The 17,231-nt window shown below is 73.7% G+C and carries 17 protein-coding genes; 10 read left to right on the top strand and 7 right to left on the bottom strand.

Annotated elements, in window-relative coordinates; all coding sequences use genetic code 11:
- Positions 1–92 precede the first annotated feature (92 nt).
- From ACIQM4_RS29360 to ACIQM4_RS29340, 5 genes are all read left to right on the top strand, one after another.
- Positions 93–1,694 (top strand): ABC transporter substrate-binding protein, encoded by a 1,602-nt coding sequence (locus ACIQM4_RS29360; RefSeq protein WP_401597705.1) that lies wholly within the window; start codon positions 93–95, stop codon positions 1,692–1,694.
- Between the two features lie 122 nt (positions 1,695–1,816).
- On the top strand, positions 1,817–2,773 hold the full coding sequence (locus ACIQM4_RS29355; RefSeq protein ID WP_401597990.1) for an ABC transporter permease: 957 nt from the start codon (positions 1,817–1,819) through the stop codon (positions 2,771–2,773).
- Positions 2,766–3,659 carry an ABC transporter permease gene (locus ACIQM4_RS29350; RefSeq protein WP_401597703.1) on the top strand — a complete coding sequence of 298 codons (894 nt, stop codon included), beginning with the start codon at positions 2,766–2,768 and terminating at the stop codon, positions 3,657–3,659. Before ACIQM4_RS29355 ends, ACIQM4_RS29350 begins: the two co-directional genes overlap by 8 nt.
- 86 nt (positions 3,660–3,745) lie before the next feature.
- Positions 3,746–4,651: an ABC transporter ATP-binding protein gene (locus tag ACIQM4_RS29345; RefSeq protein ID WP_401597987.1), complete on the top strand. Its 906-nt coding sequence runs from the start codon at positions 3,746–3,748 to the stop codon at positions 4,649–4,651.
- On the top strand, positions 4,644–5,312 hold the full coding sequence (locus tag ACIQM4_RS29340) for an ABC transporter ATP-binding protein (protein ID WP_401597701.1): 669 nt from the start codon (positions 4,644–4,646) through the stop codon (positions 5,310–5,312). The genes ACIQM4_RS29345 and ACIQM4_RS29340 overlap by 8 nt, the downstream gene beginning before the upstream one ends.
- An 87-nt stretch (positions 5,313–5,399) precedes the next feature.
- Here the strand turns inward: ACIQM4_RS29340 and ACIQM4_RS29335 are convergent, their stop codons facing one another.
- Positions 5,400–5,753: a hypothetical protein gene (locus tag ACIQM4_RS29335; RefSeq protein WP_401597698.1), complete on the bottom strand. Its 354-nt coding sequence runs from the start codon at positions 5,751–5,753 to the stop codon at positions 5,400–5,402.
- Between the two features lie 208 nt (positions 5,754–5,961).
- On the opposite strand from ACIQM4_RS29335, the gene ACIQM4_RS29330 reads away from it, so the two are divergent.
- The gene (locus ACIQM4_RS29330; RefSeq protein WP_401597696.1) at positions 5,962–6,843 is read left to right on the top strand and encodes a phosphatidylinositol-specific phospholipase C/glycerophosphodiester phosphodiesterase family protein; all 882 of its coding nucleotides are present in this window, start codon (positions 5,962–5,964) and stop codon (positions 6,841–6,843) included.
- 79 nt (positions 6,844–6,922) lie between these two features.
- On the opposite strand, the gene ACIQM4_RS29325 is transcribed toward ACIQM4_RS29330, so the two are convergent.
- Positions 6,923–7,282 carry a DUF779 domain-containing protein gene (locus ACIQM4_RS29325; protein WP_401597693.1) on the bottom strand — a complete coding sequence of 120 codons (360 nt, stop codon included), beginning with the start codon at positions 7,280–7,282 and terminating at the stop codon, positions 6,923–6,925.
- Positions 7,283–7,398: 116 nt separating this feature from the next.
- Positions 7,399–9,048 (bottom strand): phosphoglucomutase (alpha-D-glucose-1,6-bisphosphate-dependent), encoded by a 1,650-nt coding sequence (pgm, locus tag ACIQM4_RS29320; protein WP_401597690.1) that lies wholly within the window; start codon positions 9,046–9,048, stop codon positions 7,399–7,401.
- A gap of 225 nt (positions 9,049–9,273) precedes the next feature.
- Between pgm and ACIQM4_RS29315 the strand changes: the two genes are divergently transcribed.
- From ACIQM4_RS29315 to cobM, 3 genes are all read left to right on the top strand, one after another.
- On the top strand, positions 9,274–9,351 hold the full coding sequence (locus ACIQM4_RS29315; protein ID WP_370443954.1) for a 50S ribosomal protein bL37: 78 nt from the start codon (positions 9,274–9,276) through the stop codon (positions 9,349–9,351).
- Between the two features lie 255 nt (positions 9,352–9,606).
- Positions 9,607–10,917, top strand: coding sequence for a precorrin-6y C5,15-methyltransferase (decarboxylating) subunit CbiE (gene cbiE, locus ACIQM4_RS29310; protein WP_401597688.1), 1,311 nt, complete (start codon positions 9,607–9,609; stop codon positions 10,915–10,917).
- A complete protein-coding gene (gene cobM / locus ACIQM4_RS29305) occupies positions 10,914–11,663 on the top strand; it encodes a precorrin-4 C(11)-methyltransferase (protein WP_401597685.1) in 750 nt (249 codons plus the stop codon). Before cbiE ends, cobM begins: the two co-directional genes overlap by 4 nt.
- Before the next feature lie 25 nt (positions 11,664–11,688).
- On the opposite strand, the gene ACIQM4_RS29300 is transcribed toward cobM, so the two are convergent.
- Positions 11,689–12,831: a cobalt-precorrin-5B (C(1))-methyltransferase gene (locus ACIQM4_RS29300; RefSeq protein ID WP_401597683.1), complete on the bottom strand. Its 1,143-nt coding sequence runs from the start codon at positions 12,829–12,831 to the stop codon at positions 11,689–11,691.
- 20 nt (positions 12,832–12,851) lie between these two features.
- Here ACIQM4_RS29300 and ACIQM4_RS29295 point away from each other — a divergent pair, with 20 nt between their 5' ends.
- A complete protein-coding gene (locus ACIQM4_RS29295; protein ID WP_401597680.1) occupies positions 12,852–13,610 on the top strand; it encodes a cobalt-precorrin-6A reductase in 759 nt (252 codons plus the stop codon).
- A gap of 70 nt (positions 13,611–13,680) precedes the next feature.
- Here ACIQM4_RS29295 and ACIQM4_RS29290 read toward each other — a convergent pair whose 3' ends face one another.
- The 3 genes from ACIQM4_RS29290 to ACIQM4_RS29280 all read right to left on the bottom strand — a co-directional run bounded on the left by ACIQM4_RS29290 (position 13,681) and on the right by ACIQM4_RS29280 (position 17,207).
- On the bottom strand, positions 13,681–15,198 hold the full coding sequence (locus ACIQM4_RS29290; RefSeq protein ID WP_401597678.1) for a precorrin-2 C(20)-methyltransferase: 1,518 nt from the start codon (positions 15,196–15,198) through the stop codon (positions 13,681–13,683).
- Between the two features lie 2 nt (positions 15,199–15,200).
- A complete protein-coding gene (locus ACIQM4_RS29285) occupies positions 15,201–15,827 on the bottom strand; it encodes a precorrin-8X methylmutase (protein WP_401597676.1) in 627 nt (208 codons plus the stop codon).
- A 66-nt stretch (positions 15,828–15,893) separates the two neighbouring features.
- Complete coding sequence (locus ACIQM4_RS29280; RefSeq protein ID WP_401597674.1) at positions 15,894–17,207, bottom strand: hypothetical protein; 1,314 nt, start codon at positions 17,205–17,207, stop codon at positions 15,894–15,896.
- Positions 17,208–17,231: the final 24 nt, after the last annotated feature.

Below are 17,231 nucleotides of genomic sequence, written 5' to 3'. Positions count from 1 at the left end.
AGGGGTGGGGCAGCGCGCACCCCTTTACGTGCTGTTTAATTGCGAGCTGTTTGCAACAACAGCAGATCTCCAAGAAGGGGTGTGGGGAGTCCATGACGGCCCGATCTATACGCGCGGTGACCGCCGCGACGCTGGCCACCGCCCTGGCCATGACCGCCGCTGCCTGCTCCAAACCGGGCAGCACCGCTGACGGCTCCGGCCCCGGTGCCAAGGACTCGGCCGTCGTCGGCATCGCCTACGAACCGGACTCCCTCAGCCCGCTCCTCGGCTACGGCAAGGACGGCAACTCCAAGATCTTCGACGGGCTGCTCGCCCTCGACGGCGACATGTCACTGCGGCCCGCGCTCGCCGCCGAACTGCCGAAGGTCACCGGCGACGGACTGACCTACACGTACAAGCTGCGCCAGGGCGTCAAGTTCAGCGACGGCAAGCCCTTCGGTGCCAAGGACGTCGTCTTCACGTACGAGACGATCCTGGACAAGAAGACCAACAACGCGGCCAAGACGGAACTCGACGCCGTCAAGAGCGTCAGGGCCGAGGGCGACAGCACGGTCGTCTTCACCCTCAAGTACCCCTACGCCCCGTTCGCCAGGCGCACCGTGCTGCCGATCGCGCCCGCCCACGTCGCGGGCAAGCAGGACGTGAACACCGGCCCCTTCACCACCAGCCCCGTCGGCACGGGCCCGTACGTCCTGACCAAGTGGTCCAAGGGCGAGAAGCTCAGTTTCCGGGCCAACCCGGACTACTGGGGCGGGGCGCCCGCCGTGAAGAAGTTCACGATGGCCATCGTCAAGGACGACGACGTCCGCGCCACCCGGCTGCGTTCGGGCGACCTCGACGGAGCGATCCTGCCGCCCAACCTCGCCAAGACCTTCAAGGGCGACAGCGGCAAGAAGACATACGCGGCGAAGTCCTTCGACTACCGCACCGTCACCCTGCCCACCGGCAACAAGGTCGCCGGAGACACGGCCGTCCGGCGCGCCCTCGACGTCGCGGTGGACCGCGGGGCCATGGTCGACAAGATCCTGGAAGGTGCCGGGAAGCCCGCCTACGGCCCCGTCCCCACCGACAGTCCGTGGTTCGCCAAGGGCACCGAACGCACCCACGACCTGGCGAAGGCGAAGAAGATCCTCGACGACGCCGGCTGGAAGCCGGGCGAGGACGGCGTCCGCGTCAAGGACGGCGTGCGCGCCCAGTTCCCGCTCTGGTACCTCTCCGGCGACAAGCTCCGCCAGGACCACGCCCTCGCCTACGCCTCCGACGCGAAGAAGGCAGGCGTCGACATCAAGACCCAGGCGGGCACCTGGGAGGTCATCGAGCCGAGGATGAGGTACGACGCGGTCCTCGCCGGCGGCGGCTCGCCCGCCGACCCCGACTTCGACCAGTACACCCTGCTGAAGTCCTCCCTCGCGGGCGACGGCTTCAACAACATGGCGTGGTACGACAACAAGCGCGTCGACACCGCCCTGGAAGCCGGCCGCAGGACCGACGACGAGGCCGAGCGCAAGGCCGCCTACGCGACCGTCCAGCAGGAGCTCGTGAAGGACCCTGGCTACACCTTCCTCACCCACATCGACCACCTCTACGTCGTCAACGACACCTGGGCCGCGCTGAGCACCCAGGTCGAGCCGCACGACCACGGCCTGGCCTCCGGCCCCTGGTGGAACGTCGAGGACTGGAAGCCGAAGAAGTGACCGGCGCCGTGGCCGGGGGAGCCCCTCCCGAGGCCCCGCACGGGACGGCCCGGGAGACGGGGCCCGGCGCGGGCCGCGGGGCGTCGTCACGCCGCGCCCTCCCGTGGGGGCCGGTGGCACGGATGGCGGGGCGGCGGGCACTGTTCGCCGTCCCCGTGCTCCTCGCCGTGACCTTCGGCGTCTTCGCCGTCGCGGCCGCCTCCCCCTTCGACCCCGTCAAGGCCTACGCGGGCACCGCGGGACTCACCTCCTCGCAGGCCAACCTGGACCAGCTGCGCGCCAACCTCGGCGTCGACCAGCCCCTGGTGCTCCGCTGGTGGAACTGGCTGACCTCCGCCGTCACCGGCGACCTCGGCGACTCCGGGGTGATGCGCCAGAGCGTCACCGACGTCATCACCGAACGGCTCGGCTGGTCCACCCTGCTGGCCACCACCGCCTTCCTGATCGCGATCCTGCTCGGCACCACGCTGGGCGTGCTGGCCGCACGCCGTCCGGGCGGCTGGCTCGACCGCTGCACCAGCTCCGCCGCGTACACCCTGGAGGCCGCGCCCGCCTTCTGGCTCGGGCTGCTCGCCATGTGGTTCTTCGCCCTGAAACTCGGGGTGCTGCCCGCCGGCGGGCTCACCGACACCGACAGCGACGTCATCACCTTCGGGCAGGTCGCCTCCCACCTGGTGCTGCCCGCCCTCGTCCTCGGCGTCACCCAGCTGCCCTGGTTCTTCCTGTACGTACGGCAGGGTGTCGCCGACGCGCTTGAGGAGGACCCCGTACGCGGCGCACGCGCGCGCGGCACCGGCGAACGCACCGTCCTCCTCGGGCACGCCATGCGCTCCGGCATGCTGCCTATGCTCACCCTCGTGGGCTCGCGCGTCCCCGAACTCATCACCGGCGCGCTCCTCGTCGAGACGGTCTTCAGCTGGCCGGGCATCGCCGCCGCCACCGTGCAGGCCGCCACCGCGGTCGACTTCCCGCTGCTCGCCGCACTGACCGTGCTCGCCACGGCCGCCGTCCTCGCGGGCAACCTGCTCTCCGACGTCCTGTACGGACTCGCCGACCCGAGGGTGGGCTTCGATGGCTGACCTCACCAAGACCGATGCCGCGGCGCCCACCGTCTGGCGCGCCCACGGCCGCACCCGCCGATCCACCCGGACGGTCCGCGTGCGCACCTCAGCGGTGATCGTGACCGCGGTCGCGCTCGCCGTCCTGCTGGTGCCGCCGCTGGTCCAGCTCGACGAACAGGCCGTCGACCTCGCCCTCAAACTCCAACCACCCTCCCTCGCCCATCCCTTCGGCACCGACGACGTCGGCCGCGACCTGCTGCTGCGCTGCGTCTACGGACTGCGCGTCTCCCTGCTCGTCGGCCTCGTCGCCGCCCTCGTCGCCACCGTCATCGGCACGGCGGTGGGCGCCGCCGCCGCTGCCTTCGGCGGCTGGACCGACCGCGTGGTGATGCGGGTGGTCGACACCTTCTCCTCGGTCCCGCACCTGCTGCTCGGCATCTTCATCGTCGCCATGTTCCGCCCCGGCGTGTGGCCGGTGATCGTGTCCGTCGCGCTCACCCACTGGCTGTCCACGGCCAGGATCGTGCGCTCCGAGGTGCTGTCGCTGCGCTCCCGCCCGTACATCGACGCGGCGGTCTCCGGCGGCGCCTCCAGGGGGCGCGTCATCGTCCGGCACCTGCTGCCCGGGGTGCTGCCGCAGGCAGCGCTCGCGGCGGTCCTGATGGTGCCGCACGCCATGTGGCACGAATCGGCGCTGTCCTTCCTCGGCCTCGGCCTGCCCAGCCACCAGGCGAGCCTCGGCAACCTCATCCAGTCCGCGCGCGGCTCGCTGCTCGCGGGGGACTGGTGGCCGACGCTCTTCCCCGGCCTCTTCCTGATCGTTCCGACGCTCGCCGTCGCGGGCCTCGCCGGTGCCTGGCGCGAACGGATCCACCCCCGCCGCCGATCGGAGCTGATGCTGTGACCACGTGCCCGCTGGAGAAGTCCGCCGCGCCCGCCACCCTGAGCGCACCGGTACTCGCCGTACGGCAGCTCTCGGTACGGTTCCGGATGCGCGGCGGGCGGCACGTCGCCGCCGTCACCGACGCCTCCTTCGACCTGCCCGCGGGGCAGTGCCTGGCCCTCGTCGGCGAGAGCGGCTGCGGCAAGTCGGTCCTCGCCTCCGCGCTCCTCGGCCTGCTCCCGGGCAACGCCCAGACCGCCGGGCGGGCGCTCCTCGGCGGAACCGACCTGCTCGCGGCGGACGAGAAGACCCTCGCCCGCACCGTACGGGGCCGGCGCATCGGTCTCGTACCGCAGAGCCCCGCCGCCCATCTGACGCCGGTGCGCACCGTGGGCGCGCACCTCGGCGAGACCCTGCGCGAGCTCACCGGCACCCGCAGGTCCGACCTGCCGCGCGCGGTGCGCGCCGCGGCGGAGCGGGCCGCGTTCCCCGCCGACCACCTGGACCGGTATCCGCACGAGCTGTCCGGCGGTCTCGCCCAGCGCGCAGCGACCGCCCTCGCACTCGTCGGCGACGCCCCGCTGCTGCTCGCCGACGAGCCCACCACCGGACTCGACCGTGACCTGGTGCACCGCACAGTCGACGAACTCCGCAGACACGTCGACGACGGCCACGCGCTCCTGATGATCACCCACGACCTGGCGGCGGCCGAGCGGATCGCCGACCGCGTGGCCGTGATGTACGCGGGGCGCATCGTCGAACTCGCCGACGCCGACGCCTTCTTCACCGGCCCGGGGCCGCGCCACCCCTACGCGCGCGGACTGCTCGGCGCGCTCCCGGAACGCGACTTCGCCCCGATCCCCGGGATGCCCCCCGAACTGGGCGACCTGCCCGTGGGCTGCGCCTTCGCGGCCCGCTGCCCACGCGTGGGCGAAGCCTGCACCGCACAGCCGCAGTTCACGGCCGGCGTCGCGTGCCACCACCCGTCCGCCGAGGAGCCCGCCCGTGCTTGAACTCGCCTCCGTCACCGCCGGGTACGAGCGCGGCCGGCCCGTCGTACGGGACGCGCACCTCGCCCTCGCCCCCGGCGAAGCCGTCGGACTCCTGGGCCCCAGCGGCTGCGGCAAGTCCACGCTCGCCAGGGTCGCCGCCCTGCTGCACCGGCCGGACGCCGGCACCGTCACCCTCGACGGGGTGCGCGTGCAGGGCTGGCGCCACCGGGCGCCGCGGGACCTGCGTACCGCGATAGGTGTCGTCTTCCAGCAGCCCAGGCTCTCCGCCGACCCCCGGCTGCGGCTGCGGGACCTGATCGCGGAGCCGCTGCGGGCCACCGGTCGCAGGGACGAAGTCACCGACCGGGTAACGGAGTTGAGCGAGACAGTGGGCCTCGGCGCCGACCTGCTGGGGCGTCGTCCGCACGAGGTCAGCGACGGACAGCTGCAACGCGCCTGTCTGGCCCGTGTGTTGGTGCTGCGGCCGCGCTGGCTGGTGTGCGACGAGATGACGGCGATGCTGGACGCCTCGACGACGGCGTCCCTGGTCGCGGTCGTCGAGGACTACCGCCGCGCACAAGGTGCGGGGCTCCTCACCGTGGGGCACGACCGGGTGCTGCTGGAACGCTGGTGCGACCGGACGGTGCGCTGGGCGGACGTGGCGGCCACGCCCGCACCGTGAGGCCGTGACGCACGGCCGCGGCTGCCGCCGACGGCGCGGCCCTCGGGCGGCATGCTCACGCGGGGCGGAACCGCAGGGAGGCCCGCGTCAGGCGGAGTTGGGGGTGCTGGGCCTGCCGTGCGCCGCGTCCAGGCAGCCCCGCACCCACGAGTCGGGCGCGACGTCGGCCTTCTTCCCCGCCGTGGCCACCGAGCGCGCACAGCCGCCGGAGACTGCCTCGGCCACCGCCTCACCGGTGCGGTCCGTCTTGCGGATCTGCTGTCCACGGTAGTAACCGGCCTCGTAGGCCACGTTCTGCGACCACACGGGCCGGTCGTTGAAGTGCGAGACCAGGGCCAGGGTCGCGGCGGCGAGCACGGCGACGGTGACCACTGCCGCGATCGCGAGACTGCGCCGGCTCGGGCCGCGGACATGGGTGGACACGTCACCGTGAAGGACCATGTGAGCACTCTGCCAGACGTGTTGCACGCCCGGCCCGCCGGGGCGCGGCGTCCGCCCGGCCGGAGCTCCACCCGGCCCCGGGGCCCGCCGGGCCGTGTCGTACGGTCGAACTTGGCGCGAACTCGTAGGCGGTGCCTGCCGTTTGGGCAGCGCCGTGACGGATACTCGCCGAGTCCCCGCGCCGCCCCGCCGACCCCGGAGCCTCCGCATGTCCCTCACCACGCGCCGTACCGCAGCCGCCACCCTCGCCGGAGCGCTGGTCGGCGCAGCGGGGTGGGCGAGCACCCTCCCCGCATCCGCGACCCTCCCGGTCCAGCCCCCGCGGACCAGGCGCCCGCCCCGGCCGTTGCGGCGCGCCCACGCGCACAACGACTACGAGCACCCGCGCCCCCTGCACGACGCCCTGTCGCACGGCTTCACCAGCGTCGAGGCCGACATCCACCTGGCCGACGGCCGACTGCTCGTCGCCCACGACCCGCAGGACCTCGACCCCTCCCGCACCCTCGAAGCCCTCTACCTCCGACCGCTGGCCGCCCTGGTGGAGGCACACCACGGCACGGTCTTCCCCGGTCACCGCCACCCCGTCCAACTGCTCGTGGACATCAAGACGCAGGGCGCGGCGACCTACCTCGCCCTGCACCGCGCGCTGCACCCCTACCGGCGGATGCTCAGCACCTGCCGCGACGGCCGGGTCCGCCCGGGAGCCGTCACCCCGGTCGTCTCCGGTGACCGCGCGGCGCGCGCGCCGATGGAGGCGCAGCGCACCAGGTACGCCTTCTACGACGGCCGGCTGGAGGATCTCGGCACGGCCGCGCCCGCCTCCTTCGTCCCGCTGATCAGCAGCAACTGGGCGGAGAGCTTCACCTGGGCGGGCGAGGGCCCCTTCCCGCGCGCGGAACGCGACCGGCTGCACACCCTCGTCCGCACCGCGCACCGCAACGGCCGGCGGGTGCGCTTCTGGGGCACGAACGACGTGCCGGGCCCGGCCAGGGACGCCCTGTGGCGAGAGCTCCTGGCGGCCGGTGTCGACCACCTCAACACGGACGACCTCGCGGCACTGGAGAAGTTCCTCAGGACCTACGACCGGTAGGCCCGTGCGCGGCGCCCGAAGCCCCCGTGCGCCGCGCCCGGTACCGGGCGCCGTACGACAGCTGCCGCCACCGGTCGGGTCAGATCACGCGTGACCTGATCAGGAAGCGCACCCCCTCCGGGGCCTCCAGGGAGAATCCGGAGCCGCGCCCCTCCACCACGTCCACGATCAGCCGGGTGTGCCGCCACACCTCGTACTGACTCGTCGACATCCAGAACGGTACGGACTCCTCGACGCCCTCCACGGCGAGGGACGCGAGCAGGACGTCGGAGTTCCCCGTACGGAACTCGCCGTCCAGGTAGCACATGGGCGCGCTGCCGTCGCAGCAGCCGCCGGACTGGTGGAACATCAGTGGGCCGTGGGCGTCCCGCAGCCGCCTCAGGAGACCTGCGGCTGCGGGAGTCAGCTCCACGGGGGAGACGTCGGGGACGGAACTCATGATGTGCGGCCCCTCTCACGAGCGGTGGGTGGTGCGCCTGTACGGCCCAGCTTCCCCCGGTGGGCCGCGCGCACGACACCCCCGCGTCGCGCCTGTTCGCGCCGACGGCGCCCGGCTCAGCCGGCGTCGGACGCCAGCGCCGCCGAAACGACCGCCTTGGCCTCCTCCTGGACCCGGCCCAGGTGCTCGGCGCCGTGGAAGGACTCGGCGTAGATCTTGTACACGTCCTCGGTGCCGGACGGGCGGGCGGCGAACCAGGCGTTCTCGGTGGTCACCTTGATGCCACCGAGCGACGCGCCGTTGCCGGGGGCCGAGGTGAGGACCGCGGTGACGGCCTCTCCCGCCAGGGTGTCGGCCCCGACCTGCTCCGGCGACAGCTTGCCGAGGACCGCCTTCTCCTCCGGGGTGGCCGCGGCGTCGATCCGGGCGTAGGCGGGCTCGCCGAACCGGGCCGTGAGGTCCGCGTAACTCTGCGAAGGGGTACGGCCGGTGACCGCCAGCATCTCCGAGGCGAGCAGCGCCAGGAGGATGCCGTCCTTGTCCGTCGTCCACACGGAGCCGTCCCGGCGCAGGAAGGACGCCCCCGCCGACTCCTCACCGCCGAACCCGAGCGAGCCGTCGGAGAGGCCGTCCACGAACCACTTGAAGCCCACCGGCACCTCGACCAGCGTGCGGCCGAGGTCGCCCGCCACCCGGTCGATCATCGACGACGACACGAGCGTCTTGCCGACACCCGCCGACGCGGGCCACTCCTCGCGGTGCGTGAAGAGGTAGGAGATCGCGGTGGCCAGGTAGTGGTTGGGATTCATCAGCCCGCCGTCGGGGGTGACGATGCCGTGCCGGTCGGCGTCCGCGTCGTTGCCGGTGGCGATCTGGAAGCGGTCGCGCTGCTCGATCAGCGAGGCCATCGCGTACGGCGACGAGCAGTCCATCCGGATCTTCCCGTCCCAGTCCAGCGTCATGAAGCGCCAGGTCGGGTCGGCCAGCGGGTTGACCACCGTCAGGTCGATGCGGTGCTCCTCCGCGATTCGCCCCCAGTACGCGACGGAGGCCCCGCCCAGCGGGTCCGCGCCGATGCGCACCCCGGCGGCGCGCACGGCGTCCAGGTCGAGGACGGCGGGCAGGTCGGCGACGTAGGCGCCCAGGAAATCGTGGCGCCCCGTCGTGGCGACGGTCAGGGCGCGCGCGTACGGGACGCGCCGGACGCCCTTGAGCCCGCCGGCGATCAGCTCGTTCGCCCGGTCCTGGATCCAGCCCGTGGCCTGCGACCCCGCGGGCCCGCCGTTCGGCGGGTTGTACTTGAAGCCGCCGTCGCCCGGCGGGTTGTGCGAGGGCGTGACGACGACACCGTCCGCGAGACCGCCGGTGCGGCCCTTGTTGTGGGTGAGGATCGCGTGCGACACCGCGGGGGTCGGCGTGTAGCCGTCCGCCGAGTCGATGAGTACCCGTACGTCGTTGGCGGCGAACACCTCCACCGCGGTGACCTTCGCCGGCTCCGACAGGGCGTGCGTGTCCGCGCCCAGGAACAGCGGGCCCTCGATGCCCTGGAGGGCGCGGTACTCCACGATCGCCTGGCTGGTCGCGGCGATGTGGTCCTCGTTGAACGCCGTGTTGAGCGAGGAGCCCCGGTGCCCCGAGGTGCCGAAGGCCACCCGCTGGCGGGGCTCGGCCGGGTCGGGGTGGAGCGCGTAGTACGCGGTCACCAGCCGGGCGACGTCGACGAGATCTTCCGGCCGGGTCTGCTGTCCCGCTCGTTGGTGCGGCATCCGCCCGTTACCTCCATGGTGTGTCGCGATGCGGTGGGCACATTCTCCGCTCATTGTCCCGGACCGGTGGGGCTGATTGCACGTACGGATGTTCCCGCTGGTGGGGCAGGTGTGAAATGTGATGCGGTGGGGTAGCAGGGCCGGTGTCGGCGAGTGGAATACCGCAGCAAACGGGTGGAAACTCGTCGATGAGTCACAGAACAGTCGAACGTGAGGAGAAGCGCCATGTCGTCCAAGCGCCGCCGCAAGAAGAAGGCACGCCGCAAGAACGGTGCCAACCACGGCAGCCGCCCCCAGAGCTGAGGCCCTGGTGCTGACGCACGGCTGACGTGGTGCCGAAGTGGCGTCCGCCCCGGGAAGACCGGGACGGGCGCCACTTCGGTGTGCGGGCGGGGCCACGGCCCCGTGACCGACCTGCCTCGACCGGCCGGGGCCGGGGCCGCCCGTGCCCGGTACCTGGCCGGAGTGCCGCCCGTGCCCGGTACCTGGCCGGAGTGCCGCCCGTCCCTGACAGTAGAGTTTCGGCTGCGTCGTCCACCGAGCACCGAGGTACCGTCCGTGACTCCCGCACCACCCGCATCCCCCGCCCCACCTGCGGTGACCGTCATAGGCATCGGAGCCGACGGATGGCCGGGACTGACCGAGCCGGCGCGGGCAGCCCTTCTCGACGCACAGGTCCTGATCGGCGGCGGACGCCAGCTGGAACTGCTGCCGCCCTCCTGCCCCGGGGAGCGCGTGCCCTGGCCCTCGCCCCTGCGGCCCGCCGTGCCCGGTCTGCTCGCCGGCCACCGGGGACGCCGGATCGCCGTACTGGCCAGTGGGGACCCGATGTTCTACGGCATCGGCCGCGCCCTCGTCGAGACCCTGGGCCCGGACGGCCTGCACGTCCTGCCGCACCCGTCCTCCGTCTCGTACGCCTGCGCCCGCATCGGCTGGCCGCTGGAGGACACCGAGGTGGTCACCCTGGTCGGCCGTCCCGCCGCCCGGCTCGCGGCCGCCCTGCACCACGGGCGCCGGGTGCTCGTGCTGAGCGCGGGCGCGGAGACCCCCGCCGAGGTCGCGGCCCTGCTCCGCGACCGCGGTTACGGCCCGAGCCGGATCCGGGTGCTCGCCCAGCTCGGCAGCGAAGAGGAAACCTGCACCGAGGGCACCGCCAACACCTGGGCGCACCCGCCGGGTGACGCCCTCAACGTGGTCGCCGTCGACTGCGCCCGCGCGCCCGGGGCGCTCCGGCTGGGCGCGGTTCCCGGACTGCCCGACGAGGCGTACGAGACGGACGGCCAGCTCACCAAGCGCCACATCCGCGCCGCGACCCTCGCCACCCTCGCCCCGGCCCCGGGCGAACTGCTGTGGGACATCGGCGGCGGCTCCGGATCCATCGCGATCGAATGGCTGCGCACCCATCCCTCCTGTCGCGCGATCACCGTGGAACGCGACCCGGTACGGGCAGAGCGCATCACTCGCAACGCCGACCGCCTCGGCGTGCCCGCCCTGCGCGTGGTCACCGGCCGCGCCCCCGCCTCGACGGCCGGGCTGCCCGCCCCCGACGCCGTGTTCATCGGCGGCGGCCTCACCGCCCCCGGCCTGCTGGAAGCCTGCTGGGACGCGTTGCCCGACGGCGGCCGGCTCGTGGCCAACACGGTCACGCTGGAGTCCGAGGCACTCCTCGCCGCCTGGCACCGGCGGCACGGCGGCGGCCTCGTACGGCTCGCGGTCGCCCACGCGGTGCCCGTCGGCGGCTTCACCGGATGGCGGCAGGCGATGCCTGTCACCCAGTGGTCCGTCACCAAGAACCCCACCGCCGCGGCCTCCACGGCGGGACGCCCCAGCACAGCCGCCACAGTGACCCACCCGGGAGACAACGCATGACCGTGTACTTCATCGGCGCAGGACCCGGCGCGGCCGACCTGATCACGGTGCGCGGCGCCCGCACCCTCGCCGCGTGCGGGGTCTGCCTGTACGCGGGCAGCCTGGTTCCCCGCGAGCTCCTCGCCGAGTGTCCGCCGGACGCCCGCCTGATCGACACCGCACAGCTCGACATCGAGGAGATCACCGCCGAGCTGACCGCCGCCCACGCGGCCGGACAGGACGTGGCGAGGCTGCACTCCGGCGACCCCTCGGTCTTCAGCGCCGTCAACGAACAGATGCGCCGCCTCGACGAGGCGGGGGTGCCCTACGAGGTGATCCCCGGGGTCCCCGCATTCGCCGCGGCGGCGGCGGCCCTCAAGCGGGAGCTGACCGTGCCCACCGTCGGTCAGACCGTCATCCTCACCCGGGTCGCCCGGCGCGCCACCGCCATGCCCGAGGGCGAGGACCTGGCGACCCTGGGGCGCAGCGGGGCCCTGATCGTGCTGCACCTGGCCGCCCAGTACGCGGAGCACGTCGTCGAGGAACTGCTCCCGCACTACGGCGCGGACTGTCCGGCGGCGGTCGTCGCGTACGCGTCCCGGCCGGAGGAGATCGTGCTGCGCGGAACGCTCGACGACATCGCCGAGCAGGTCAAGGCGGCGGGAGTGCTGCGCACTGCCGTGATCATGGTGGGCCGGACACTGGGCGCGGAGCAGTTCCACGACAGCCACCTGTACTCGCCGGCGCGCGACCGGCACAGCTGCTGACCCTGCTGACCCCGGGCAGGCACGGTCAGCGCACGCTGCTGCGTCCGACGACCGTGCCCGCCCGGTCGATGCAGATGACGTCGACCGCGACCGGCGCCCCCCGCAGCACCGACAGCGCCTCGTCCCGCGCTCTCACCGCCACCAGGTCCCCGAGCGGCACCCCGCGCGCCTGGCACAGCTGAAGCGCCGCGAGACCGGTGTTGGCGCCCGCGATCTCCGTCGCGAGGGCGTCGTCCGCGCCGCCCGTGCGTGCCAGCTCCGCCAGGAATCCCTTGTCGACCTGGGAGCGGCCCGAGTGAAGGTCCAGGTGGCCGGCCGCCAGCTTCGACAGCTTGGCGAAGCCTCCGCAGACCGTCAGCCGGTCCACCGGATGGCGCCGGACGTACTTGAGCACGGCGCCCGCGAAGTCACCCATGTCGAGCAGCGCGATCTCCGGCAGCCCGTACTCCGCCACCACCGTCTTCTCCGACGTGGAGCCAGTACAGCCCGCCACGTGTGTGTGCCCGGCCGCCCGTGCCACGTCCACCCCGCGCCTGATCGAGTCGATCCAGGCCGAGCACGAGTACGGCACGACGACACCGGTCGTGCCCAGGACGGAGAGGCCGCCCAGGATGCCCAGCCGCGGGTTCCAGGTGGAGCGGGCGATCTCCTCGCCGTGGTCGACGGAGAGCGTCACCTCGACGTCGCCCGAGCCCCCGTGCTCCGCCGCGACCCGCGCGACGTGGTCCCGGATCATCTGCCGGGGCACCGGGTTCACCGCCGGCTCGCCCACGTCGAGAGGCAGTCCCGGCAGCGTCACCGTGCCCACGCCGGGGCCGGCCAGGAACACGACGCCCGAGCCGGGCGGCAGCCGCCGTACCGTCGCCCGCACCAGAGCGCCGTGCGTCACGTCCGGGTCGTCACCGGCGTCCTTGACCACCCCCGCCATGGCCAGCCCGTCGGCCAGCTCCTCGACGGCGAGCGCGAAGGCAGGCGTCTGGCCGCTCGGCAGGGTGATCGTCACCGGGTCGGGGAAGTCCCCGCTCAGCAGGGCGGTGTACGCGGCGGTGGTGGCCGCCGTCGCACAGGCACCGGTCGTCCAGCCGGACCGCAGACCGGTGTGCTTGAGTTGGGCGTTGCGCCCGCCCTTCGCCCCGCCGGAGGAGGCGCTCTCGTTCTTCTCGCTCATGTCACCCACGGATGGACCCGATGCACATACTCGTCCTCGGCGGTACGACGGAGGCCCGCCGGCTCGCCGCACTGCTGGTGGAGGCGCTGCCCGACACAGCCACGGTGACCAGTTCGCTCGCGGGCCGCGTGGCCGAACCGAAACTGCCCCCGGGCGGGGTGCGGGTCGGCGGCTTCGGCGGAACCGAAGGGCTGACCGCATGGCTGCGTACCCACCAGGTGGACGCGCTCATCGACGCCACCCATCCTTTCGCCGGAACGATCAGTTTTCACGCGGCTGCCGCGGCCGCCGCAGCCCATGTTCCCCTGCTGGCGCTCCGCCGGCCCGGCTGGACGGCGGGCGCGGGGGACCACTGGCACCCGGTCGGCTCACTGGACGAGGCCGCCCGCGTGCTGCCCGCGCTGGGCGCGCGGGTCTTCCTGACCACCGGGCGCACGGGCCTCGCGGCCTTCGCCGCGCTGGACGACCTGTGGTTCCTGATGCGCTCCGTTGACGCCCCCGAGGCCCCGCACCCCGCGCGGATGGAGGTCCTGTTGGAGCGCGGCCCGTTCACCCTCGAAGGCGAACGGGAGCTGATCCGCCGCCACCGCGTCGACGTCCTCGTGACGAAGGACAGCGGCGGGGACGCCACCGCCCCCAAGCTGAGGGCCGCCCGGGAGGCCGGGATCCCGGTGGTCGTGGTGCGCCGGCCGCCGGCGCCCGAGGGCGTACCGGTGGCGGACACTCCCGAGGCGGCCGTCAGCCGGCTGCTCACCGGTGAGGGCCTCCTCGGCAGGTGAGTGTCCACCGGTGAGGGCCTCCTCGGCAGGTGAGTGTTCACCGGTGACGGCCACCCCGCCGGGCGAGTGTTCAGGCCTCCGGATAGCGGCGCGGGGTCCACACGATCCGGCTGCCGTCCCCGCGCGTCACCCACCGCGTCTGCGACGACCCCACCAGCAGGACGGTCCGCATGTCGACCTCCTCCGGCACGAGATCCCCGAGCCGTACCGTACGCACGCTCTCGGTCGGCCCGCCGACGTCCCGGCCCAGCACCACGGGGGTGTCCGGCGAACGGTGTTCCAGGAGCAGGTCCCTGGCCTTGCCGACCTGCCAGGTGCGGCTGCGCGACCCGGGGTTGTACAGCGCGAGCACCAGGTCCGCCGAGGCGGCGGCCCGCAGCCGCTCCGCGACGACCTCCCACGGCTTCAGCCGGTCGGAGAGCGAGATCGTCGCGTAGTCGTGCCCCAGCGGGGCGCCCGCCTTCGCCGCGGCGGCGTTCGCGGCGGTCACACCAGGCAGCACCCGTACCGGCACGTCCGTGTAAGGCTCCTGCGACGCGACCTCCAGGACGGCGGTCGCCATCGCGAAGACGCCCGGGTCACCGCCCGACACCACGGCCACCCGCCGCCCGCGCCTGGCCAGGTCGAGGGCGAACTCGGCGCGCTCGGACTCCACCTTGTTGTCGGACCCGTGCCGCACCTGACCGGGCCTTTCCGGCACCCTGGCCAGATACGTCGTGTACCCGACCAGGTCGTCGGCGGCGGCCAGGGCGCCACGCGTCTCGGGCGTCAGCCACAGCGGTCCGGCCGGACCGGTGCCGACGACGACGACCTCGCCGTCCGCCGCGGGACGCGCGGCCCGCGGCTCGGTGTGCGCCGACCCGATCCGGCTGGGCAGCACCGCCACCGCGAAGTACGGCACCGAACCGGCGTCCACGTCGCCCAGGTCACCGGTGCGCTCCCCGGCCATGGTCGCGCGCTCCACGTAGCGGGCCTCGGCGAGACGCCCCGAAGCCTCGAAGGCGCCCCGCACCGCCGGGAACGTCCGCCCGAGCTTCATCACCACGGCGGAGTCCGTCGCGGCGAGCCGGGCCGTCAGCTCCTCCTCGGGCAGCGTGCCCGGCAGGATCGTCAGCACCTCCTCGCCCTCCACGAGCGGGGTGCCCAGGCGGGCCGCGGCTGCGCTCACCGAGGTGACTCCGGGGATGACCTCGGTGGGAAACCGGTCGGCGAGCCGCTTGTGCATGTGCATGTACGAGCCGTAGAAGAGCGGATCGCCCTCCGCGAGCACGGCGACGGTGCGCCCCGCTCGGAGGTGCCCGGCCAGCCGGGCCGCCGCCTCCTCGTAGAACTCCTCAAGCGCCGCCCGGTACCCGCCCGGGTGGTCGGTCGTCCCCGTCGTGACGGGGTAGACCAACGCCTCCTCGACGTGGTCGGCGCGGATGTGCTCCGCCGCGATGGACCGCGCTATGGACCGCCCGTGCCGCGCACTGTGATAGGCGATCACCTCCGCCTCCGCGATGACCTGCACCGCGCGTACGGTCATCAGGGAGGGGGCGCCGGGGCCGAGCCCGACTCCGTACAGCCGTCCCGTGCTCTGCTCGCTCACGCTTACTCTTCCTCGCTGGCGATCGCGTTGAGCGCGGCGGCGGCGATCGCGCTGCCACCGCGCCTGCCGCGCACGATCAGGTGCTCAAGGCCGGACCCGTCCGCCACGAGGGCCTCCTTGGACTCGGCCGCGCCCACGAAACCGACCGGGACGCCGATCACGGCCGCGGGACGGGGCGCGCCCGCCCCGACCATTTCGAGCAGCCGGAACAACGAGGTCGGCGCGTTGCCCACGGCGACGACCGAGCCTTCGAGACGGTCGCGCCAGAGCTCCATCGCGGCGGCGCTGCGGGTCGTGCCGAGCTCCTTCGCCAGAGCGGGCACCGACGGGTCGGACAGCGTGCAGATCACGTCGTTGTCCGCGGGCAGCCGCTTGCGGGTGACTCCGCTGGCGACCATCTGCACGTCGCACAGGATCGGCGCACCGGCGCGCAGCGCCGCACGGGCGTCGGCCACCACGTTCGGGCTGAACACCAGGTCCCGCACCAGGTCGACCATGCCGCAGGCGTGGATCATACGGACCGCGACCTGGCTGACGTCGGCGGGCAGACCCGACAGGTCGGCCTCGGCGCGGATCGTGGCGAAGGACTGGCGGTAGATCGCCGGTCCGTCCTTCTCGTACTGATGCACTGTGCTGTCGCTCTCTTCTGCGGGGCGTGAGGGATGGACGATGGAGCAGGGCGGTGGGGCGGCGGGTCAGCCGCGGGCGGCGGCCACCGCGGTGGCCAGGGCGTCGGGGCCGGCCGCGACGGCGACCGGGGCGCCACGGCTGTCTCCGTGCACGACGGACACCTCGTGACCCTCGGGGGTGGCCACCACGTCGACCCAGCGGCCGTGCGGATGGCCGCACCGGCGGGCGCAGCCCGACCAGTACACGGGAAGCGCGCCCACCGGACCGACCGCGGCCGCCGCCAACTCCCGCACGTCCGAGAGCGACTTCGCGCAGCCCGGCCTGCCGATACAGGCGCCGACCCCCTCCCAGGGGGAGCGCGGGCCGGTGACGAGAGCGGCCGAACCGAGCGCGTCGAGCAGCGCCGCGGCCCGCCCGGGAAGGACTCCCGGCACGACGACGCCGCGCCACGGCGTCAGCCGCAGGGTGCCGTCACCCGCCCGGCGCGCGGTGTCGGACAGCAGGCGCCACTGCGCGGCAGTGACACGCCCCAGGGGCACCCCCACGGACAGGGCCGCCGTACCGGAACGGCCGCCGGTCACGATCCCGGGCTCCGGGGCGGCGGCCGTGCTCGGGCGGGCGGGCGCCGCGACGTGAGCCGCGTCGATCCCGGCCCGCCCCAGCGCACGTACCACCGCGTCGAGAAGGGCTTCGGCGCCACCCGGCAGCTCGGCCACCCGCCAGGTGCCCGCGTCCGGCGCGGCGTCCAGGAAGGCCTCGGCGGCCAGCAGGGCGGCGCGCGCCGCGTGCGCTCCCGGCACCGAGAGCGCGGTCGCGGCCGTACCGATCCGCAGCAGTGCGCCACCGTCGTCGCGGGCCAGCAGCGTCAGGTCCGCGCCCAGGGCGTCTACGTCACCGCGCCCGTCGTCCAGCGCGAACAGGAACCGGCCGGACAGCCCCGCCGCCCGCTCGCTGCCGCACAGCAACGCGTCCAGCTGCGCCAGCCACGGGCCCACGTCGCCGCACCCACGGCCGTCGAGACCGGACAGCGGCGACGCCACCAGGTTGCGTACCCGCTCGTGCCGCGGCGACGGCAGCAGCCCCGATTCGCCGAGCCGCAGGGCCAGTTCGGCGCCGCAGTCCGCCGCGAGGGCGCGCAACTGCGCGTTGCCACGGGAAGTGAGGTGAATGTCACCCTCGCCCAGCCGGAGCGCCAACTCACCGAGCACGTCCGCCTGCCCCGCGGTGACGACGCCACCCGGCACCCGGACACGCGCCAGCGCCCCGTCGTCCGCGTGGTGCAGCCGCAGGGACCCCGGGCAGGCGTCACCACGGGCCCTGACGGAGCTCTCTCCCGTGGGCTGCGGCGAAACGGCTGGTGGGGGCATGGCGGCGAGCATACCGACACAGGGCGGACCGCTGTT

Origin of the sequence: Streptomyces sp. NPDC091272 (assembly GCF_044757485.1) — a bacterium.
Taxonomy (GTDB): Bacteria; Actinomycetota; Actinomycetes; order Streptomycetales; family Streptomycetaceae; genus Streptomyces.
This window is presented reverse-complemented; position numbering and strand designations above follow the sequence as displayed.